The sequence below is a fragment of the Nocardia barduliensis genome (assembly GCF_013315795.1).
Classification (GTDB): domain Bacteria; phylum Actinomycetota; class Actinomycetes; order Mycobacteriales; family Mycobacteriaceae; genus Nocardia; species Nocardia barduliensis.
Genome location: NZ_JABLTE010000122.1, coordinates 1 through 20235, shown reverse-complemented (window position 1 = coordinate 20235; position 20235 = coordinate 1). Strand labels below are relative to the sequence as shown.

At 68.7% G+C, this 20235-nt stretch carries 20 protein-coding genes; 15 read left to right on the top strand and 5 right to left on the bottom strand.

Features of this window, described 5'->3' with window-relative positions:
* Positions 1-248: 248 nt before the first annotated feature.
* Complete coding sequence (locus HOV91_RS33335; protein WP_174189243.1) at positions 249-845, bottom strand: NADPH-dependent FMN reductase; 597 nt, start codon at positions 843-845, stop codon at positions 249-251.
* 141 nt (positions 846-986) lie between these two features.
* On the opposite strand from HOV91_RS33335, the gene HOV91_RS33330 reads away from it, so the two are divergent.
* The 6 genes from HOV91_RS33330 to ftsX all read left to right on the top strand — a co-directional run bounded on the left by HOV91_RS33330 (position 987) and on the right by ftsX (position 6012).
* The gene (locus tag HOV91_RS33330; RefSeq protein WP_174189242.1) at positions 987-1847 is read left to right on the top strand and encodes a helix-turn-helix transcriptional regulator; all 861 of its coding nucleotides are present in this window, start codon (positions 987-989) and stop codon (positions 1845-1847) included.
* Between the two features lie 367 nt (positions 1848-2214).
* Positions 2215-3330, top strand: coding sequence for a peptide chain release factor 2 (gene prfB, locus HOV91_RS33325; RefSeq protein ID WP_174189241.1), 1116 nt, complete (start codon positions 2215-2217; stop codon positions 3328-3330).
* Positions 3331-4191, top strand: coding sequence for a mechanosensitive ion channel family protein (locus tag HOV91_RS33320; protein ID WP_174189240.1), 861 nt, complete (start codon positions 3331-3333; stop codon positions 4189-4191).
* Positions 4178-4333 (top strand): Rv3103c transmembrane domain-containing protein, encoded by a 156-nt coding sequence (locus HOV91_RS33315; protein WP_174189224.1) that lies wholly within the window; start codon positions 4178-4180, stop codon positions 4331-4333. Before HOV91_RS33320 ends, HOV91_RS33315 begins: the two co-directional genes overlap by 14 nt.
* A gap of 84 nt (positions 4334-4417) precedes the next feature.
* Positions 4418-5107, top strand: coding sequence for a cell division ATP-binding protein FtsE (gene ftsE, locus HOV91_RS33310; RefSeq protein ID WP_174189239.1), 690 nt, complete (start codon positions 4418-4420; stop codon positions 5105-5107).
* On the top strand, positions 5107-6012 hold the full coding sequence (ftsX, locus tag HOV91_RS33305) for a permease-like cell division protein FtsX (RefSeq protein WP_174189238.1): 906 nt from the start codon (positions 5107-5109) through the stop codon (positions 6010-6012). The genes ftsE and ftsX overlap by 1 nt, the downstream gene beginning before the upstream one ends.
* A 67-nt stretch (positions 6013-6079) precedes the next feature.
* Here the strand turns inward: ftsX and HOV91_RS33300 are convergent, their stop codons facing one another.
* Entirely contained in the window at positions 6080-6703 is a 624-nt protein-coding gene (locus HOV91_RS33300; protein ID WP_174189237.1) for a Uma2 family endonuclease, read from the bottom strand.
* Between the two features lie 299 nt (positions 6704-7002).
* Here HOV91_RS33300 and HOV91_RS33295 point away from each other — a divergent pair, with 299 nt between their 5' ends.
* Together HOV91_RS33295 and HOV91_RS33290 are read left to right on the top strand one after the other, a co-directional pair.
* Positions 7003-8397, top strand: a complete 1395-nt coding sequence (locus tag HOV91_RS33295; RefSeq protein WP_438822716.1) for an acyl-CoA dehydrogenase family protein — start codon at positions 7003-7005, stop codon at positions 8395-8397.
* Positions 8398-8429: 32 nt separating this feature from the next.
* Complete coding sequence (locus HOV91_RS33290) at positions 8430-9659, top strand: acyl-CoA dehydrogenase family protein (protein WP_174189235.1); 1230 nt, start codon at positions 8430-8432, stop codon at positions 9657-9659.
* A 119-nt stretch (positions 9660-9778) separates the two neighbouring features.
* Here HOV91_RS33290 and HOV91_RS33285 read toward each other — a convergent pair whose 3' ends face one another.
* Together HOV91_RS33285 and HOV91_RS33280 are read right to left on the bottom strand one after the other, a co-directional pair.
* Entirely contained in the window at positions 9779-10690 is a 912-nt protein-coding gene (locus HOV91_RS33285) for a phosphatidylinositol mannoside acyltransferase (protein ID WP_174189234.1), read from the bottom strand.
* Positions 10690-10857 (bottom strand): hypothetical protein, encoded by a 168-nt coding sequence (locus HOV91_RS33280; protein ID WP_174189233.1) that lies wholly within the window; start codon positions 10855-10857, stop codon positions 10690-10692. Before HOV91_RS33280 ends, HOV91_RS33285 begins: the two co-directional genes overlap by 1 nt.
* 456 nt (positions 10858-11313) lie before the next feature.
* Between HOV91_RS33280 and HOV91_RS33275 the strand changes: the two genes are divergently transcribed.
* Both HOV91_RS33275 and HOV91_RS33270 read left to right on the top strand, forming a co-directional pair.
* On the top strand, positions 11314-11946 hold the full coding sequence (locus tag HOV91_RS33275; RefSeq protein WP_174189232.1) for a hypothetical protein: 633 nt from the start codon (positions 11314-11316) through the stop codon (positions 11944-11946).
* A gap of 84 nt (positions 11947-12030) precedes the next feature.
* Positions 12031-12531: an ArsR/SmtB family transcription factor gene (locus tag HOV91_RS33270; RefSeq protein ID WP_174189231.1), complete on the top strand. Its 501-nt coding sequence runs from the start codon at positions 12031-12033 to the stop codon at positions 12529-12531.
* Here the strand turns inward: HOV91_RS33270 and HOV91_RS33265 are convergent.
* Complete coding sequence (locus HOV91_RS33265) at positions 12499-13101, bottom strand: carboxymuconolactone decarboxylase family protein (protein ID WP_174189230.1); 603 nt, start codon at positions 13099-13101, stop codon at positions 12499-12501. The genes HOV91_RS33270 and HOV91_RS33265 overlap by 33 nt on opposite strands.
* Before the next feature lie 252 nt (positions 13102-13353).
* On the opposite strand from HOV91_RS33265, the gene HOV91_RS33260 reads away from it, so the two are divergent.
* From HOV91_RS33260 to HOV91_RS33240, 5 genes are all read left to right on the top strand, one after another.
* The gene (locus HOV91_RS33260) at positions 13354-14979 is read left to right on the top strand and encodes an acyl-CoA synthetase (protein ID WP_174189229.1); all 1626 of its coding nucleotides are present in this window, start codon (positions 13354-13356) and stop codon (positions 14977-14979) included.
* 175 nt (positions 14980-15154) lie between these two features.
* A complete protein-coding gene (locus HOV91_RS33255) occupies positions 15155-16813 on the top strand; it encodes an acyl-CoA synthetase (RefSeq protein ID WP_174189228.1) in 1659 nt (552 codons plus the stop codon).
* A gap of 148 nt (positions 16814-16961) precedes the next feature.
* Entirely contained in the window at positions 16962-17525 is a 564-nt protein-coding gene (locus tag HOV91_RS33250; protein WP_174189227.1) for a hypothetical protein, read from the top strand.
* A 298-nt stretch (positions 17526-17823) separates the two neighbouring features.
* A complete protein-coding gene (locus HOV91_RS33245) occupies positions 17824-19290 on the top strand; it encodes a PepSY-associated TM helix domain-containing protein (RefSeq protein WP_174189226.1) in 1467 nt (488 codons plus the stop codon).
* Positions 19291-19388: 98 nt separating this feature from the next.
* A complete protein-coding gene (locus tag HOV91_RS33240; RefSeq protein WP_174189225.1) occupies positions 19389-20138 on the top strand; it encodes a DUF8020 domain-containing protein in 750 nt (249 codons plus the stop codon).
* The last annotated feature ends 97 nt before the right edge of the window (positions 20139-20235 follow it).

Here is a 20235-nt window from a genome sequence, read left to right as displayed (position 1 = left end):
TCCGAGTCCTTCGCGTGAACGAGGTGTCGGCTCGGTAGCGCGCTGCCGCCCGAACCCTTTTCCGTCCCGGCGGCAGCGCGCTACCGAGCCGACACCTCGTTCACGCGAAGGACTCGGATGAGTCGGCGGCGTCCGCCTTCGCCGCCGATGAACACAACCGAATGAGCCGCCCGTCCCACGCCGGACCACACTCGGCGGCCTCCCGCCGCGCGACGATCGACCCAGCGCTCACACCACACCCTCCGAGCTCACCCCACGGTCTCCAACGACCGGGCCGCGGCCAACGCGCTCGCCCACCAGTGCAGCTGGTCGAGCATCGCCGTCGCGGCGGACGCGGGCTCTTCGGGCTCCCGCAACCGGCCCTCGTCGTCGAAGAGCAGGTAGTAGCGCGGGAACGACACATAATTGCGCACCGTGTGGGCGTTGAGTTCGTTGAAGATCTGCCGCAGGTGCTCGATCGCCAGCAGGCCGCCGGAGGCCCCGCTGTAGCCGACGAAGCCGATCGCCTTGGCATCCCACTGGGTGAAATGCCAGTCGATGGCGGCCTTGAGCGAGGCGGGGACGCTGCGGTTGTAGTCCGGGGTGACGATGACGAACGCATCCGCCGCGTCGAGCCGCCGGGTGAGTTCCGCCATGCCGTCCGGGCGCGGCGGATTCGGATCCAGCGCCGGAGGCACCGCGGGCAGGTCCAGCGGCAGGTGCGCCTCGGCCAGATCGATGACGTCCACCTCGAACGAACCGTGCCGCCGCGCCTGTTCGGTGAACCACGACGCCACGACCGGTCCGAAGCGTCCCTCCCGGACGCTGCCGATGATCACCGCGAGCTTCAGTGGGGTGTCGGACATGCTGTCTCTCCTCGGATCCCAGGGCGACCCGACGGGCCGCCGGATCCAATCTGCTGCGCGTCGCGCCGGGCAGGGAGACCGCCGTAAGAGTGGTAGTGACAGGGACACCCTCGCGGCGTTTCGCCTTGTTAGGTTCGACGGGTGAGCGACAACGAACTCGGGCTCTTCCTGCGCACCCGCCGCGAAGCGGTGACGCCCGCCCAGGTCGGCCTGGCCGCCGGTGCACGGCGGCGCACCCCCGGGTTGCGCCGCGCCGAACTGGCCACCCTGGCCGGTGTGAGCGTGGAGTACGTCACTCGCCTCGAGCAAGGTCGCGACCGGCATCCTTCGCCTCCGGTGCTGTCCGCGCTCGCCGACGCGCTGCGCCTGAGCCCCGCCGAGCGCATCCATCTGCACCGGCTGAGCAAGTCGGTGGACAGCGGGTTCACCTGTATGGGCGACGCGCAGCCGCTGCGCGAGGTGCGGCCGACGGTGCGCGCGATCCTGGCTCGACTCGAACCGGCGCCCGCGGTGGTGGTCAACCGCCTCACCGAAGTTCTCGCCTACACCGACGGCTACCACCGGCTGATGGCGCCGACCGGTCTCTTCGACGGACCGCATACCCCGCCGAACCTGGCGCGTTTCGTCTTCTGCCTGCCCGGCGCGCGGGATCTCTACGCGGACTGGGAACACGTCGCCGACCAGACGGTCGCCACGCTGAAACAGGGCCCGTTCCGCGCCGACCCGCACATCGCCGCCCTCGCCGACGAGTTCACCGTCACCGTGGGCCCGGCCTTCGCCCATCGCGTCGACACCGTGCCGAGCTTGGCCGCCGCCACCGGCGTCACCCGTCTGGTGCACCCCGAGGCCGGTCCCCTGCGCCTGGCCTACGAGTCGCTCGAACTGTCCGCCGACGACGATCAGCGGGTGATCGTCTACTTGCCCGCCGACGACGCCACCGCCGCCGCGCTCGACGCACTCGACGGACGCCGCCCGGGCGGACTGCACGCGGTCTCGGGCTGAGCGGGCGGCGAACCACGTGCGGAACGAGTGGAGTTCGACACACCGCCCGCATCGACCCCGATTCGCCGGGAGGGCAGAACGACCGGTCGGGCTCGGCGGCCACCCACCGCACGGCGGAGTGGTCACCTCCGCCCCGAATTCCAATCACCAACTGCGCCAAGCCCGGTCGCCGTTTAGGGTAATGACCCATGAGGCGTCCGTCACAGTTCACCCGCCCGTCGCGGGGCGCGAAGCGAGTGCGTGACGTCCCGGCGATCCGTCCGCGCGGCCCGCGTACGGCGTCACCACCCCGTGCCGATGACGTTCCCGCTCATCCGGCGCGCACTCGTGTACTGCCCGCGCAGAGGGGCAGCTAGGCTTGACCATCGTGCATCCTGACGTTTCCGCTGATCTCGCCGAACTCGACGCCACCTTGAAGACGGTCGAATCGGTCCTCGACATCGACGAGCTGCGCCGTCGTATCGACGAGCTCGAGCATCAGGCCGCCGACCCCGACCTGTGGAACGACCAGGACCACGCCCAGCGGGTCACCAGTGAGCTGTCCCACGCCCAAGGCGAGTTGCGCCGGGTGGAGGAGCTGCGCCAGCGGCTCGACGACCTGCCGGTGCTCTACGAACTGGCCGAGGACGAAGAGGGCGAGGCAAGGACCACCGCGCTCGCCGAGGCCGACGCCGAGCGCGCCGCGCTGCACAGCGACGTGGAGGCGATGGAGGTCCGCACGCTGCTGTCGGGCGAGTACGACAAGCGCGACGCGCTGGTCAACATCCGCTCCGGCGCCGGTGGCGTGGACGCCGCCGACTGGGCGGAGATGCTGATGCGCATGTACATCCGCTGGGCCGACCGGCACAAGTACGGGGTGGAGGTCTACGACACCTCCTACGCCGAAGAAGCGGGCATCAAGAGCGCCACCTTCGCAGTGAAGACGCCCTACGCCTACGGCACGCTGTCGGTGGAGATGGGCACGCACCGGCTGGTGCGGATCAGTCCGTTCGACAACCAGGGCCGTCGCCAGACCTCCTTCGCCGAAGTCGAGGTGCTACCCGTGGTCGAGACCACCGACCACATCGAGGTGCCGGAGACGGAGATCCGCGTCGACGTGTACCGCTCCTCCGGCCCGGGTGGCCAGAGCGTCAACACGACCGACTCCGCGGTCCGCATCACCCACCTGCCCACCGGCATCGTGGTCACCTGCCAGAACGAGAAGTCCCAGCTGCAGAACAAGATCTCGGCCATGCGGGTGCTGCAGGCCAAGCTGCTGGAGCGCAAGCGGCAGGAAGAGCGCGCCGAGATGGACGCGCTGAAGACCAACGAGGGCGCGTCCTGGGGCAATCAGATGCGCTCCTACGTGCTGCACCCGTATCAGATGGTCAAGGATCTGCGGACCAATTACGAGGTCAACAACCCGTCGGCGGTGCTCGACGGGGACATCGACGGGTTCATCGAGTCGGGTATCCGCTGGAGAATGCGAGAGCAGGCGAGCTAGATGAATGTCGCGGAGATCCAGGCGATCGCGTCCACCGGTTTCACCACCTGGCTACGCGGTTCCGGCCTGGAGGTCGTGCTGCTCGTCCTCGGGGCCATCCTGTTCAGCCGGTTCGCCACCTACGTCAGGGACCGGGTCACCCGCAAGATCGACGCGGGCTTCCGCAGCAGTGACGCGCTGGTGCGCACCGAGGCGGCCAAGCACCGCCACGCGTTGGCACAGGTGATCACCTGGGTGGTGCTGACCATCGTGTACGTGCTGATCACCATGGAGGTGCTGCGGCGGCTCGGCTTCGCGGTGACCGGGTTGGTCGCGCCCGCCGCGGTGCTCGGCGCCGCGCTCGGTTTCGGCGCGCAGCGCATCGTCCAGGACATCCTCGCAGGCTTCTTCCTGATCACCGAGCGGCAGTACGGATTCGGCGATGTGGTCCGCATCGCGGTGACTGGAGCCGCGGACCAGGCGGAGGGTACGGTCGAGGACGTCACGCTGCGGATCACCACGCTGCGCAACGCGGACGGTGAAGTGATCACGGTGCCCAACGGCCAGATCGTGAAAGTCACGAATCTGTCGAAGGATTGGGCACGCGCCGCGATCGACGTGCCGGTGGCCGCGAGCGCCGACATCACCAGGGTCAACGAGATCCTGCACGAGGTGGGCACGAAGGCGTACGAAGACGCTCGCCTGAAGCCGCTGCTGCTCGACGAGCCCACCGTCATGGGTGTGGAAGACCTCACCGTAGACCAAATGAACATCCGGATGGTTGCCCGGACGTTGCCGGGTAAACAGTTCGAAGTCGGACGCGAGCTGCGGGTGCGAGTCGCCGCGGCGCTGCGCCGGGAGGGAATCAGTGAGACCACGTAAATCCACCGCGATCCTGTTGACAACCTGGGTTGCCACGTTCGTGCTGTACGTCTTCGTCAAACCGGACGAAACGAGCACCGCGCCTGCCACCCTGGTCAATGCCGTTCCCGCAGCGGTGTTCACGGACACGCCGGACCGCTGAGCCGGGCGGGGCGAGTCGGCGCCGGGCTGTCACCCACGGTTGACGACGCAGGCCGCACCTGGTTGCTGGTTACACTGGCTCCCCGTGATCACCATGCGGAACGTGACCAAGGCGTACAAGACCTCGACGCGACCCGCGCTGGACAACATCACCGTCGATGTGGGCAAGGGCGAGTTCGTCTTCATCATCGGACCGTCCGGCTCGGGTAAGTCGACCTTCATGCGGTTGCTGCTGAAGGAGGAGACGCCCACCGCGGGCGAGATCAAAGTCGCCGACTTCCGGGTCGACCGTTTGCCCGGTCGCAAGGTGCCCAAGCTGCGCCAGCGCATCGGGTGCGTCTTCCAGGACTTCCGGCTGCTCCAGCAGAAGACCGTGTACCAGAACGTCGCGTTCGCGCTGGAGGTGATCGGCAAGCGGCGCCAGTTCATCGACCGCACCGTCCCCGAGGTGCTCGACATGGTCGGCCTCGGCGGCAAGGCCGATCGGCTGCCGACCGAGCTCTCCGGTGGCGAGCAGCAGCGGGTGGCGATCGCGCGGGCGTTCGTGAACCGGCCGCTGGTGCTGCTGGCCGACGAACCGACCGGCAACCTCGATCCCGACACCAGCGGCGACATCATGATGCTGCTGGAGCGGATCAACCGCATCGGCACCACGGTGGTGATGGCCACCCACGACAACCACATCGTCGACGCGATGCGCAGGCGGGTGGTGGAGCTCGATCACGGGCGCCTGGTGCGAGACGAGGCGACGGGCGTCTACGGGGTGGGCCGGTAATGCGCGCGAGCTTCCTCTTCGGCGAGGTCCTCGCGGGCCTGCGCCGCAACGTCACGATGACCATCGCGATGATCCTGACCACCGCGGTCTCGCTCACCATGCTCGGTGGCGGCCTGCTGGCGGTGCGCATCGCGGACAAGACCGAGCAGTACTTCCTGGACCGGCTCGAGGTGCGGCTGTACCTCACCGAGGACGTCTCGGCCAACGACCCGGACTGCTCGCAGGACCCGTGCCGGGTGCTCATGGCCGATCTGAAGGCGACCAGCGGCGTGGAGGCGGTCCAGTTCCTCAACCGGGAGGAGGCGGTCCGGGAGGCCAAGGAGAAGACCTTCAAGGACCAGCCGGAACTGGCCAAGTACGTCAGCGAGACGCCGCTGCCCGCATCGCTGCGCGTGAAGATGGAGAACGCGGAGCTCTACCCCACGATCTACGAGAAGTTCTACGACCGCCCCGGCGTCGGCATGGTGCGCAACGACAAGGACATCGTGGACCGGCTGGTCAGCTTGTTCGACGGTTTGCGCAACGCGGCGTTCGGCCTGGCGGTGCTGCAGGCGCTGGCCGCGGTGATGCTGATCGCGAACATGGTGCAGATCGCCGCGTTCACCCGGCGCACCGAGGTCGGCATCATGCGGCTGGTCGGCGCGACCCGCTGGTATACCCAGCTGCCGTTCCTGCTCGAGGCCGTGGCCGCCGCGCTGGCCGGTTCGTTGCTCGCGATGATCGGCCTGCTCATCGCCCGCCCGCTGGTGATCGACCGCGCCCTCGGCGACCTGTTCGCCAGCAAGGTGTTCCCACGGATCACCGGCGACGACATCGCGATGACCGCGCTGGTCATCGCCCCGGTCGGCGTCGTCTTCGCGGCGATCACGGCATACGCGACGCTGCGCTACTACGTGCGCGAGTGATCGCCCGAGCCGGTGGCGCCGTGCCACCGGCTCGACCGGGTCGCCGCGGAGCCGTCCTGCGAGAACCTCACAGCACGAGGTCGGTCAACTGGTCCCAGTCGAGCTGTATCCGGATCGGCAGGTCGACGGCGAACGCGGTTTGCGGCTTCAGCACACGAGCGAGCCGGTAATGGCCGACGCTGTGGTCGAGGCCGAAGGTCTCGATGGAGGTCACCTCGGTGTCGGACACGCTGACCAGCCAGTACCACGGGATTCCGGCGGCCGCGTACTCGCCCATCTTCTCGAGCCGGTCCGTTTTGACATGACTGGGCGAGATGACCTCGACGGCGATCTTCAGATGGCGTGCGGGCATCGGTCGCACATCCGCCGGTACGCATTCGAATAGTGCGATGTCGGGACGTCGAATCGTCGCTCGAGGCACTTCCCAGAGCACCACGTCGAAATCATGATTGGCGTCCAGACACGCCGACGGGTCTTCGGCCATGTATTCGCGGGCCGCCGCTTCCAGCATCGCCAGCAGTCGATGGATGGCTTTCTGATGGGCACTGGTCGGTGATTCGCATCGGACCGCGTCCCCGTTCACCACCTCCACCAATCGGCAGAATTCATCGGGAAGCTCGCGCCAGATGTCGACCGTGATCGGCTCGGGCTGCACGTTGTCCGGCCGGGCCCAGTCGAAGATCCCTGACATGCGTCGGATTGTAATCACGGCAACGCTGTCGACCGACCCGCCGACCGCATCTCACCTGGCGCGGCTACCAGGAGGTTCGCCGCCACACCGTCGTCATGGGGGCCACCGTTCCCGCACGGCCGGTCCCCACCCGATGCCGCCGTCGCGCGAGTCCGGCACGACTTTGGGCACTTGTCCAGCAAGGCGGGGATTCCTTGCGTATGCTGCCCCTCGACGCCGTTCTTACTCAGCAGTAAGATAGCCTTACTCAGGAGTAAGATAGCTGGGGACAGACCGCACCGAACCATCCGAGAAAACAGGTGATGATGAGCACTCGAGACAGCGCAACGACGCGACGTCCAGACACGTCCGCGGTCGGCCTGAACCAACCCAAGCGGGATTGGATGGGCGCGGCGATGCGGGTCATGACGACCCTTACCGGGTCCGAACTCGCCGAGAAGTACAACCTGCGCAAGCCGATCGAGCGCGTCACCTACGAGGGCACCAAGACCGGCTTCCGCACGCTCGGCGCCGCGACGCGCGCCTTCGCCAAGGTCGCGGGCACGGGTGCGCCGAAGCGCCTGGCCTCCAACGAGGCGAAGAACAAGGATTTCTTCGACCTGACGCCCACCGACGAGCAGCAGATGATCGTCGAGACGGTGCGGGAATTCGCCGCCGAGATCCTGCGACCGGCCGCCTACGAGGCCGACAACGCCGCCGAGGCGCCGCGCGACCTGCTCGAGCGCGCCGCCGAACTCGGCATCACCTTGATCAACGTCCCCGAGGAACTCGAGGGTGCGGCCTCCGAGCGCGGCGCGGTGACCAACGCGCTGGTCGCCGAGGCGCTCGCGCACGGCGACATGGGTCTGGCCCTGCCCATCCTGGCGCCCAGCGGCGTCGCGGTCGCCCTCGCGCAGTGGGGCAGCGACGCGCAGCAGAAGACCTACCTGCCGTCGTTCACCGGGGAGAACGTGCCGCAGGCCTCGGTCGTGATCAGCGAGCCGCGCGCCCTGTTCGACCCGTTCGCCCTCGACACCAAGGCGGTGCGCTCGCCGAGCGGCTACCGCCTCTCGGGTGTGAAGAGCCTGGTGCCCGCCGCGGCCGACGCCGAGCTGTTCCTGGTCGCCGCCGAACTCGACGGTCGCCCGGCGCTGTTCATCGTCGAGTCGGACGCGCCCGGCCTGGTGGTGGAGGCCGACCCGAGCATGGGTCTGCGCGCCGCCGGCCTGGGCCGGCTGATCCTGGACAACGTCGCGGTCGGCGCCGACGCCATCCTGGGCGACGGTGACGCCGCCGCCCGTGCCGAGGAGTACGCCGACGCGGTGCGCCTGGCCCGGCTCGGCTGGGCTTCGCTCGCCGCGGGCACCGGTAAGGCCGTGCTGGACTACGTGATCCCGTACGTCAACGAGCGCGAAGCGTTCGGCGAGCCGATCTCGCACCGCCAGGCGGTGGCGTTCATGGTCGCCAACATCGCGATCGAACTCGACGGGCTGCGGCTGGTCACCCTGCGCGGCGCTTCCCGTGCCGAGCAGGGCCTGTCCTTCGGGCGGGAGGCGGCCCTGGCCAGGAAGCTCGCCACCGACAAGGGCATGCAGATCGGCCTCGACGGCGTGCAGCTGCTCGGCGGTCACGGCTTCACCAAGGAACACCCGGTCGAGCGCTGGTACCGCGATCTGCGGGCCATCGGCGTCGCCGAAGGTGTCGTGCTCATCTAACCGGCCCGTTCCGTTTTCCAGGAGACCTCCCCATGATCAACCTCGAACTCCCCAAGAAGCTGCGGGCCAGCGCGAACCAGGCGCACCAGGTCGCGCAGGAGATCTTCCGCCCGATCTCGCGCAAGTACGACCTCGCCGAACACGACTACCCGGTCGAGCTGGACACCATGGCCGCCATGGTCGAGGGTCTGGCCGACTCGGGCACCCAGAAGATCGGCGGCGCCGCCGGTGGCCGTTCCGACGACAGCGACAGCGACCGCCACGCCACCGAGCTGCTCGGAAACACCAACGGCGGCAACATGTCCGCGCTGCTGAACGCGCTGGAGACCTCGTGGGGCGATGTCGGCCTCATGTTGTCGATCCCCTACCAAGGCCTGGGCAACGCGGCCATCGCCGCCGTCGCCACCGACGAGCAGCTCGAGCGCTTCGGCAAGGTGTGGGCCTCGATGGCGATCACCGAGCCGTCCTTCGGCTCCGACTCCGCCGCCGTGTCCACCACCGCCGTGCTCGACGGCGACGAGTGGGTGCTCAACGGCGAGAAGATCTTCGTCACGGCGGGCCAGCGTTCCACCCACATCGTGGTGTGGGCGACGGTGGACAAGAGCCTCGGGCGTGCGGCGATCAAGTCGTTCGTCGTGCCGCGCGACGCTCCCGGCCTCTCGGTGGCGCGGCTCGAGCACAAGCTCGGCATCAAGGCCTCCGACACCGCCGTGCTGCTGTTGCAGGACTGCCGGATTCCGAAGGACAACATCCTCGGCAGCCCGGAAGTCAACGTGGAGAAGGGCTTTGCCGGGGTCATGCAGACCTTCGACAACACCCGCCCGCTCGTCGCCGCGATGGCGATCGGCGTCGCCCGCGCCGCGCTGGAAGAACTGCGCTCGATCCTGACCGCGGCGGGCGTGACGATCTCCTACGACACCCCGGTCAACAACCAGCACGCCGCCGCCGCCGAATTCCTGCGGATGGAAGCCGATTACGAGGCTGCCTACCTGCTGGCCCTGCGCGCGGCGTGGATGGCCGACAACAAGAAGCCGAACTCGCTCGAGGCATCCATGTCGAAGGCGAAGGCGGGCCGCACCGGCACCGACGTCACCCTGAAGTCCGTCGAACTGGCCGGCGCGATCGGTTACTCGCAGCGCACCCTGCTGGAGAAGTGGGGCCGCGACTCCAAGATCCTGGACATCTTCGAAGGCACCCAGCAGATCCAGCAGCTCATCGTGGCGCGGCGGGTTCTGGGCAAGACCAGTGCCGAGCTGAAGTGACGCCGAACTAGGCGATCCCACGCGGGGAATCCGGTGCGAGCTTCTCGGACTCGCACCGGATTCTCGTTTCCGGAGCCACGAATGACGTGTGGACCGACACGCTTCGACAGCGGAACGGTTCAGTCCGGCCGGTTCGCGGCGTGGCGAGCGAGCTGGTCAGCGGTGAAGTCTGCCGTCCAGAGCGGCTGGAGCATGTGCCAGTCGGCGGGGTGCGCGGCGATACCCGCGGCAAATCTATCGGCCAGCGCCTGGGTGGTATCGCGCACTCCGCCGCTGGTGTCGATGGGGGCGCCGACGTGGAAGCCCCATCCGCCGGGGGTGAACCAGCAGTGCACGGGAAGCAGCGGCGCGCCGGTGTCGATCGCCAGCCGCGCCGGACCGGCCGGCAGCCGAGCCGGTTCACCGAAGAAGGTGACCGGTACGCCCCGGCCCGACAGGTCGCGCTCACCGAGCAGACCGACTACCCGCCCCTGCCGGATCCGGGCGATCAGCTGCGGGAACGGCGGCGACGCGGTGCCGGTGAGCGGGATGATCTCGAATCCGAGGCTTTCGCGGAAGCGGACGAAGCGCTGGAACAACGATTCCGGCGCGAGCCGCTCCGCGACGACGGTTGGCGAGCCCACGCGCTGCACCAGCCAGACTCCCGCCAGGTCCCAGTTGCCGCTGTGCGGGAGGGCGAGCACGGCACCGGTGCCGCGTTCGACCGCTCGGTGGATGTGTTCGAGCCCGGTGGCCGAGGATTCGATGGTGTCGGCCAGTCGCACCGGGTCCATCGACGGCAGCCGAAAGGCTTCGCGCCAGTAACGGGCATAGGAGCGCAGGCTCGCCCGGACCAGCGGCTGCGGCACCTCGTCGGGTGCGGTGCCCAAGACTCGGGCGAGGTTGCGGCGCAACTGGTTCGGCCCACCGTTGCGGCCCGCGCGGTCGGCTCCCGCGTCGAAGAGGCGGACGGCCAACGGTTCCGGCAAGGCGCGCACCAGCCGCCAGCCGGCGGCGTACCCCAGGTCCCATGCCCGGCCGGCCGGATGCACTAATCGCCGCCGGGTTCGACCGATCCCGCTTCGTCGGTCGCCACGGCGGGCGCCGCGGCGACGACGTCGCTGAATACGGGCAGACGAACCACGCCGTGGACAGGCGCGTCGACCTCGGCGGGCTCCGCCGGATGACTGAACAAAGGGTGCCCGTTACTTCGATGCATTTCTGGATTCTCCGCTCACTTGCGATCGATGACGCCCGAATGGGTGGCATACCGTCAGATACGGTCGCCGCCGCCGCCGATCCGGCGGTCGCCTCGGAACCCACACTACCCTCGCCCAGACCATACGGAACGGTTTTTATCGACGAGGCACTGTGGAGGCCCCCGCCCTGGGCTGAAACGCTTGCGCCATGATAGGGGGCCGTGAGCGTCGAACTCGGTCGTCGGCCCGTTCTCGCTGCGGCCGAAAACCGCTGCGGCCGCTGGAATCCGTATACTCGCCCCGGCTGATGAGCGAGCCGCTGCGTCGATGAGTCAATGACATGATCACGCCATTCGGCGCTCACCCCTGGACAGTCCCGCTCCCGACCAGGCAGCCTATCGCCCTGTCGCTGGATCGATGAATCAGCGGACGTATTTCACTCGAGCTGTACCAGAAAACTTCGAGGAGAACTGGTTATGCAACGAATGAGTTTCACGCGCCGCCTCGCTACCGTTTTCGCCGCTTCCGCGGTATTCGTGGCGCCTTTCGCCGGACACGCCGCCGCGCAGCCTGCCACGGTGGATTGGGCCGTCGCCGCCGAGAGATTGCGTATCGCCGCGGCCGGGAATCCGGCCGCCGAGCAGGCGGTGGATCGGCTGGTCGCCTCCGGGCAGCTCACCCGGGCCGGGCAGGTGGCCTTGCCTGCACAGCCGTTCCAGATTCCGGCACAGTCGGATATCGGCCGGGGTGAGGGGCCGGGCGTCTACGGGTCCGGCATCGCGTTGGGCGTGGACGGATTCCGGTTCGGGTTCTTCGGCGGGCCGGGAACCATCTCGCCGAATCAGGGCGGCGCGAAGCTCGAGGTGCTGTGGATCAACTTGGCCAACGGACGCAGCGGCACCGAACTGCTCTACGAACACAACGACGTTCCGGTGGACACCACCATTCGCACCCGCGCCCTGGACACCGGCGCGGGGCCGGTGGTCGCCGCGGTGTACGGATCGCTGTGGCACCGCTGGTCGGTGCCGGTGAGCGACGTGCACCCGGACGGATACGCCTACCGGCTGGGCACGATATCGGTGCCGTCGTTCGGCGCCGTCTACAACTGAGCGCGAAGGCTCCGGCTCCCGCCGCCGCGGGGACCGGAGCCTTCGGTTTGTCGGAGATTTCCTGATTCCGTAGCTTTTGCGTTCGTGAGTCTGGAAGACCGAGTCGCCGAGCTGGAGCGGCGGCTCAGCGAGCTGGAAGAGAAAGTGCGGCCGGAGATCCTCCCGGCAGCCACCGAGCAGTGGGCGGTGACCCGTCTGCAAGACGAGTTCGCGGCGGCGGACGAGCCCGACGGCGGGGTCGTCTTCGCCGGATCGGTCCGCCTGCCCAACGATCAGCAGCGCGAATGGCAGGCCCGGTTCACCACCGGCGACCTCATCGAGGACGACTGGGCCGAGACCGCGGAATGCCTTGCCGCACTGGGCAGCCCGGTCCGGCTGCGCCTGCTGCGCGAGATCATGGGCGGGCGCAGAACCGCCGCCGAACTGGCCGGGGTGGACGGCGTCGGCACCTCCGGCCAGATCTACCACCACCTGCGTCAGCTGGCCGCGGTCGGCTGGCTGCACACCGCGGGCCGCGGGCGATTCGAGGTCCCCGCCGCCCGGGTGGTGCCCCTACTGGTCGCCCTGGCCAGCGCCCGGCGCTGAGTCGGGCGCCGCTGCGGCGGCGACGTACCCGGCGGTGGCGAGCAGGCCACCGATCTGCTCGTAGGTCGCCCGTTCCAGGGGCGCGACCGTCGCCAGGCCGTCGACGTAGCGGTTGAACATGCAGAATGCGGACGCGACCAGCACCGCGTCGTGGATGTCCTCGTCCTCGGCGCCCGCGGCGCGCGCGTTCTCGACGTCCTCCGCGGTCACCTCCAGCCCCGACTGGCGCACCTTGTCCGCGATCCGCAACAGCGCGCGGAGTTTCGGATCGATGGCGGCGGACTCCACATCCGCGATGACCGCATCGATCAGGTCACGACCGCCGTCGACCAGCACCGCCGCGGTCGCCGCGTGGGATTGCGTGCAGAAGTAGGTCCGGTTGCGCGACGACACGTACGCGGCGATGGTCTCGCGCTCGCCCGGGGTCAGCGGAGAAGTCCCGCGCAGCAGCGTCTGCGCGAATTCGCTCAGCGCCTCGCCGGTTTCGGGTTTGAAGGCGAACAGACCCCGGATGCCGGGCAGGTCGCCGGGGATGTCGATGAACGGTTCACGATCCGTCGGATCGGACATTGGCCGCGTCTCCCTTCGAGCGGTCTTCGAGACGTTGCGAGGTTATCCCTACCGGCGGGTAACTGCGGGCGAAAAAGCCGAATCGGCCGGAGAACCGCCCCTCACCTGCGGCGGACGCAACCCAAACGAGACGGATTTGTCCGTTTTAGTTGTGACCTGTCACACTCCGCACTGCTACGGTGGCAAGTCAACACGCCGTACCGGTTCGCTAGGTCGAGGACCGAAGCGAGGGTTTTGTGGAGGTTTTTCGACATGACTTTGGCCCACAAGCTGGAGGCCGTGAAGGCGCTAGGGGTGCTGCGCAGCCGGGGTGTCACCGATCCGAAGCGGCCGCTGGAGACACTGCGGACGATGAAGGAATCGCGCATCCTCGGCCCGCAGGCGACGCTGATCCGGCACTCCGCGCGCGTGGCCCCGGACGCGCCGGGCATCGTGGACGAGGCGGGCCCGCTGACCTACCGCGAGCTGGACGATCGATCGACGGCGATCGCACGCGGATTGCAGTCGGCGGGCATCACCGAGGGGATGGTGATCGGCGTCCTCGCGCGCGATCACCGTGGCCTGATCCTGGCCATGGCCGCCGCGGGCAAGCTCGGCGTCCGGGTCGCGCTGATGAACACCGGTTTCGCCAAGCCGCAGTTCGCCGAGGTCTGCGCGCGCGAGAAGGTCAAGGCGGTGCTGCACGACAGTGAGTTCCTCGGCCTGCTCGACGCGCTGCCCGCCGACCTGCCGCGCTACCTCACCTGGGTCGACGAGGGCACCGCACTGCCCGCAGGCGCGCAGACGCTCGACGACCTCGTCGCCGCCAACTCCACCGAGCCGCTGCCCGCGCCGAGCAAGCCCGGCGGCTTCATCATCCTGACCAGCGGCACCACCGGCCTGCCGAAGGGCGCGCCGCGCACCAAGGTCACTCCGCTGTCCACGGCGCAGCTGGTCGACCGCATCCCCTTCCCGCGGCGCGGCACCCAGGTGATCGTCTCGCCGATCTTCCACAGCACCGGTCTGGCCACCTGGCTGGTCGGGGCGGCCCTGTCCAACAAGGTGGTGGTGCGCCGCCGGTTCGACGCGGAGGCGACGCTGGCCATGGTCGCCGAGCACCAGGCCGACATGCTGGTCGCGGTGCCCACCATGCTGCACCGGATGGTCGAGCTGGATCCGGCGATCCGGGCGAAGTACGACACGTCCTCGCTGAAGGCGATCGTGCTGGCCGGTTCGGCGCTGTCCCCCGAACTCACCATCAAGGCCACCGAGGCGTTCGGCCCGGTGCTCTACAACCTGTACGGCTCGACCGAGTGCGCCGTCGCGACCGTGGGCACCCCGGAGGACCTCACCCTCGCACCCGGCACCGTCGGGCGCGCGCCGATCACCTGCGAGGTGCGGCTCTACGACGAAAACGACCAGCGCGTCACCGCCGTCAACACCACGGGCCGCATCTTCATCCGCAGCGGCGCGCCGTTCGAGGGCTACACCGACGGCAGGCACAAGCAGATCATCGACGGCTACATGTCCAGCGGCGACGTGGGCCACTTCGATGAGAACGGCCTGCTCATGGTGGACGGCCGAGACGACGACATGATCGTCTCCGGCGGCGAGAACGTCTTCCCGCAGGAGGTGGAGAACCTGCTGCTGGAGCGGCCCGACGTCTTCGACGTCGCCGTGGTCGGCGTGGACGACGTGGAGTTCGGGAAGCGGTTGCGCGCCTTCGTCGTTCCCGAACCGGGCCAGTCGCCTGACGGCGAGGAGATCAAGGCTTACGTCAAGAACAACCTGGCGCGCTACAAGGTGCCGCGCGATGTGGTCTTCCTCGACGACCTGCCGCGCAACGCGACCGGCAAGCTGCTGCGTCGTGTGCTGGTGGACTACGAGGTTCAGGCCTGATCGACGGGCGGGGTGAGTCCCGGACTCACCCCGTTACCCGCGGGTACGTCGCACTGAGATACGTGACACATCCGGTTACATGAGCTTGCTAGGGTTGGCACCGCACTGGCACTCGCAATTGCGGTTCGCACCACTCGGGGGATCACCGGGTGGCACCGTCGGAAGGTTGTCGTCGATGTCTCTTTCCCTCCCCGCGCTCGGTGGCACCGCCCGCAAGGCGGGTGATCTGGCCCTTGGCGTGAACGTGATGGTCAAGCGGCGGCTGTTCAATCCGCTGCGCCCCGATCACGCGGCGCGGTCGGCGTTCAACATCTTGAAGTTCGGTCCGTTCGCCGGCGTCGTCATGCACGCCGCGCAGACCAGGCCGGATGCCGCGGCGATCGTCGACGAACGCGGTGAGCTGACCTTCGGCCAGCTCAACGAGCAGTCCAACGCGCTGGCCCGCGGCTTGCAGAACAAGGGCATCAATCCCGGTGACGTGGTGGCCATCCTGGCGCGCGATCACCGCGGCATGGTGCTGAGCCTGCTGGCCGCCGGCAAGCTCGGCGTGCGCGGCGTGCTGATGAACACCGGGTTCGCCAAGCCGCAGTTCGCCGACGTGGCCGAGCGTGAGCAGGTCAAGGCGGTGCTGCACGACAGCGAGTTCATCGATTTGATGAGCGCCATCCCCGCCGCGATCCCGCGCATCCTGACCTGGGTGGACGAGAAGGACAACGCCGACCCCGCGATTGCCACGATCGACTCGCTGATCGCCGGGCAGTCCGGCGCGCCGCTGCCCGCCCCCGCGAAGCCCGGCGGCATGATCATCCTGACCAGCGGCACCACCGGCACCCCGAAGGGCGCGCCGCGGGATCGGGTGAGCCCGTTCGCCTCCGCGCAGTTCGTCGATCGGGTGCCGCTGCCCAACAACGGCACCATGATCATGGCTGCGCCGATCTTCCACGGCACCGGCCTGTCCCAGTTCACCCTCGGTCTCGCGCTGGGCAACCGGGTGATCTTCCAGCAGCGCCGCTTCAACCCCGAGCTGACACTGGCCAATATCGCGAAATACAAGGCGGATTCGCTGGTCGTGGTGCCGACCATGCTGCAACGCATCCTGGACCTCGGTGACGACGTGCTGTCGAAGTACGACGTCAGCAGCATCAAGGTGATCTTCGCGGCGGGCTCGGCCATCGCGCCGGACGTGGTGACCCGCACGCTGGACCACTTCAACGACAGCCTCTACAACCTCTACGGCTCCACCGAGTGCGCCGTCATGACCGTCGCGACCCCCGAGGACCTGCGCAAGGCGCCGACCACGGCGGGCAAGGCTCCGGTCGGCATCCGGATCGTGCTGCTGGACGAGAACCGCAAGCCGATCACCGAGCCGAACGTCACCGGCACCATCTTCGTGGACAACGGCTTCGCCTTCACCGGCTACACCGACGGCCGCACCAAGGAGGTCGTCGACGGCATGATGTCCAGCGGCGACGTGGGGCATTTCGACTCCGACGGCCTGCTGTACATCGACGGCCGCGACGACGACATGATCGTCTCCGGCGGCGAGAACGTCTTCCCGCTCGAGGTGGAGAACCTCATCGCGGGCCGCGACGACATCTTCGAGGCCGCGGTGGTCGGCGTGGACGATCGGGAATTCGGCAAGCGGCTGCGCGCGTTCGTCGTTCCCGGTCCCGATTCCAAGCGGGATCCGCAGGAGATCAAGGACTACGTCAAGGCGAACCTGGCCCGGTACAAGGTCCCGCGCGAGGTGGTCTTCCTCGACGAGCTGCCCCGCAACGCGACGGGCAAGCTGCTGCGCAAGCCGCTGATCGAGATGGAGGTCGACGCGGACTGAGCGGCGCGCGTCCGAGGTCTTCCGGGCGGAGCGCTCGCCGCCCGGCCCGGGAGACCGGGTATCTCCACCTGGAAACCGCACGTCGCACCGTCGGTCGGCGCAGGCCGATGCGGTCAATCGCGTGCAATCGGTCGGCTATCATCAGCGGGTGAGTTACGAGTTCGACCGGTCTGCCGCGGTACGTCGCGGCGCCGTCGCGCGGGTGCGCGGTGGCTCGGCCGGTGCGATCTCGGGGGCCGTTTCGGTCGCGGCGCACGGTTGGGCTTCCGGCGGCATGCTGCCGGATACCACCGCACTGGCGCTGCTCGCCGCCGCGTCGGCCGTGATCGGCGCGTTGGTGGCGGGTCTGGCCCCGCTGCGCGACACGTCGGCCGGGCTGGTCGCGGCGCTGGTCGGCGGACAGCTGCTCGGTCACTTCACCATGGGCATCGGCTCGGGCCACCTGCATCACGGTGACGCTCAGTTGACTCCGGCCATGCTCCTCGCGCATGTGTGCGCGGCGGTCGCGGCCGCCATCGTGATCCGGGGCGCGGAGGCTGCCTACCGGATCGGGACGGCGGTGCTGCGCCGCGTCCTTCCGCTGCGGCATACCCCGCCTGTCGTCGCGGACCGCGCTCCTTTGCGGACGGTCCATCGCGACCGAGTCGTCCTGCGTGTGTTCGCCACCGAGGCGCTGCGCACACGGGCTCCGCCGCTCGCGGTCGTTCTCTGAATCTTCCCACACCCGGTGCACGGCGTGGCGTGAGTGTTGCTCACCGCCACGGCATTTCACCGTGCGCTACCGCGTCGTCCGGCACTTTCGTGCCCACGCCTGAGCGTGCCGACGCGACGCCGTAGTCCGGGTCGCGAACCATCCTTCCGCGTGCCGCGGCGAGACCACACTCCTCGCCCGCGTTCACTACGCACCGCACGAATTCGTGGCATCCGTCCGTGCGTATGCGCCGGCGCGCGGCTCGCAGGGACAACGGTTCGCGCCCCATCCGGGTCCCGCCGTCAGAAACGAAACGACCGTGAGTACAACAGAGACAATCTCTTCCGACGCCGACTTACCGGAGCCGTCGGACTCCCCTGGCCCACGCCGGACCACCGTGCGCAACAGCCTGTACGCGCTGGCCATGCGGCTGCACTTCTACGCAGGGGTGTTCGTCGGGCCGTTCATCCTCATCGCCGCCGTCACCGGCGCGCTCTACGCGATATCGCCGACTCTGGAGTCGATCGCGTCGCGTGACCTGCTGACCGTCACCCAGAGCGGAACTCCGAAGCCGCTGTCGGAGCAGGTCGGCGCGGCCGTCGCCGTGCGGCCGGACCTGCCACTTGTCGCCGTTGCCCCGGCCGCGGGCGCCGAGGACACCACCCGGGTGCTCTTCAGCGACCCGTCGCTGGGCGAATCCGAGCGGCGTGCGGTGTTCGTCAACCCGTATACCGCGCAGCCCGTGGGCGATTCCGTCGTCTACGGCAGTTCGGGGGCGCTGCCGATGCGTACCTGGATCGATCAATTGCATCGGGACCTGCACCTGGGCGAGCCCGGTCGGCTCTACAGCGAACTGGCCGCGTCCTGGCTGTGGATCGTGGCGCTGGCCGGTCTGGTCCTCTGGGTCCGCCGGGTACGCGGCCGCCGGGCCCGCAACGGATGGGGCTGGCTGTTGGCCGCGGACCGTTCGCAGCGCGCGCGAGGGCGCACCCTCAACTGGCACGGTGCGGTCGGGATGTGGGTGCTTCCGCTGGCGCTGCTGCTGTCGGCGACCGGGATGACCTGGTCGGCCTACGCGGGTGCGAACATCACCGAAGTGCGTGAGCAGTTCAACTGGACGACACCGGCGGTCAGCACCGCACTGCCCGGAGCCGTCGCCTCCGAACCGGATTCGAGCTCCGATCACCACGGCGGCGGCCACACGGAGCACGCGCCCGCCGACTCGGCCGAACAGATCACCCAGCTGGATCGGGTGTACGCCACCGCCCGTGCCGAAGGCCTCACCCAGGCGGTGGAGATCGCCGTCCCGGCCGCGCCGGGTAAGGCGTTCGCGGTGAAGGAACGCCGGATGCCGGGCACCTACACCGTCGACTCGGTCGCCCTCGACGGTGCGACCGGGGCCGTCACCGATCGTCTGCCCTATGCGGACTGGCCGTTGATGGCCAAGCTCACCAACTGGGGCATCCAGTTCCACATGGGCCTGATGTTCGGGCTGCTCAATCAGCTGCTGCTGCTCGCCGCGATGATCGGACTGATCACCGTGGTCGTGCGCGGCTACCTGATGTGGTGGCGCAGGCGGCCGACCCGGGACGCGGGCCGGTTCGCCCTGGGCCGCACTCCGCCGCGCGGCGCGTTGCGCAAGACCTCGCTGTGGCTGGTCGTGCCGCTGGTGGCCGCCGCGCTGGTGGTCGGCTGGTTCGTCCCGCTGGTCGGCGTAAGCCTGCTCGCCTTCCTCGCGATCGACGTGCTGATCGGCTCCGTCGGACGGTTGCGCGCCACCGCTTAATCGCACATCGGCGGGCGCAGTCCCGTTGCACCCACGACCTACCGAACGTCATTGGTATGGCCGTCGCTTCGCCATGCCTTCGAAACCAAGGATTCTCAGTGCAGATCACCAAACTAGCCCTAGCCGCCGCGTTCACGACCGCTGCTGTGAGCATCGCCGCGGGCACCGGTTCCGCCGAGGTCGCTCCGGCGGACAGCACGTCCGTCGAGACCACGTCCACCGACGCCGCGACCGCCGAGGCTGTCGGCTTCACGGCCCACGCCACCGAGACCGAAAGTGTCATCACCACCGATTCCGGCTCGCTGGTGGTCGAGGACCAAGTGCTGAAGGTGAAGGCCGCCGACGGCACCGTCGTCGCGGGCGCGCCCTTGACCTTCCGGGTCGACGAGTTCGAATTCCCCATCGCCGCGGAGATTTCCGAACGCACCGCGACGTTGACCCCGCAGTTCGATCTCGCTCACGCCAGCTACAAGCCGGTCGCCCTACCGTTCGAGGACAAAGCCCCGTGGAAGACCGAGTACGACCGTGAACAGGCTGCCTGGTCCCGCATGACCAGCACCATCTCCATGGGCGCCACCATCGGCACCCTGGTCGGCGGCATCGGCGGCGCGTCGGTCGGCTGCGTCCTCGGCGGCATCGCCGGAGCGACCGTCGCCGCCGCCACCATCGTCGGCATGTTCGGCCCGTTCATCCCGGCCGCCGCCGTCGGCTGCCTCGGCGGCATCGTCGCCGTCGGCGCCCTCGGCACGGTCGCGGGCCAGATCCTGGTGACGGCACCCGTCGCCGTCGGCGCGGCGATCATGTACTTCAGCACGATCAACTCGCCCATGCCCACTCCCGTGAAGTGAACCTCGGCCCCGGCACCACACCCTGGTGCCGGGGCGTTACCCTCTCCCGATCCGTCGGTGCCCCAGCACGTCCCTACGTCCCCTGTGGTGCATAGGG

What these genes read in the sequence shown, in the direction of transcription:
- HOV91_RS33260 (WP_174189229.1), top strand. Translation starts at nt 13,354, where the DNA reads ATGACTTTGGCCCACAAGCTGGAGGCCGTGAAGGCGCTAGGGGTGCTG.
- ftsX (WP_174189238.1), top strand. Translation starts at nt 5,107, where the DNA reads ATGCGCGCGAGCTTCCTCTTCGGCGAGGTCCTCGCGGGCCTGCGCCGC.
- HOV91_RS33275 (WP_174189232.1), top strand. Translation starts at nt 11,314, where the DNA reads ATGCAACGAATGAGTTTCACGCGCCGCCTCGCTACCGTTTTCGCCGCT.
- HOV91_RS33300 (WP_174189237.1), bottom strand. Translation starts at nt 6,703, where the DNA reads ATGTCAGGGATCTTCGACTGGGCCCGGCCGGACAACGTGCAGCCCGAG.
- HOV91_RS33335 (WP_174189243.1), bottom strand. Translation starts at nt 845, where the DNA reads ATGTCCGACACCCCACTGAAGCTCGCGGTGATCATCGGCAGCGTCCGG.
- HOV91_RS33255 (WP_174189228.1), top strand. Translation starts at nt 15,155, where the DNA reads ATGTCTCTTTCCCTCCCCGCGCTCGGTGGCACCGCCCGCAAGGCGGGT.
- HOV91_RS33265 (WP_174189230.1), bottom strand. Translation starts at nt 13,101, where the DNA reads ATGTCCGATCCGACGGATCGTGAACCGTTCATCGACATCCCCGGCGAC.
- HOV91_RS33290 (WP_174189235.1), top strand. Translation starts at nt 8,430, where the DNA reads ATGATCAACCTCGAACTCCCCAAGAAGCTGCGGGCCAGCGCGAACCAG.
- HOV91_RS33280 (WP_174189233.1), bottom strand. Translation starts at nt 10,857, where the DNA reads ATGCATCGAAGTAACGGGCACCCTTTGTTCAGTCATCCGGCGGAGCCC.
- HOV91_RS33320 (WP_174189240.1), top strand. Translation starts at nt 3,331, where the DNA reads ATGAATGTCGCGGAGATCCAGGCGATCGCGTCCACCGGTTTCACCACC.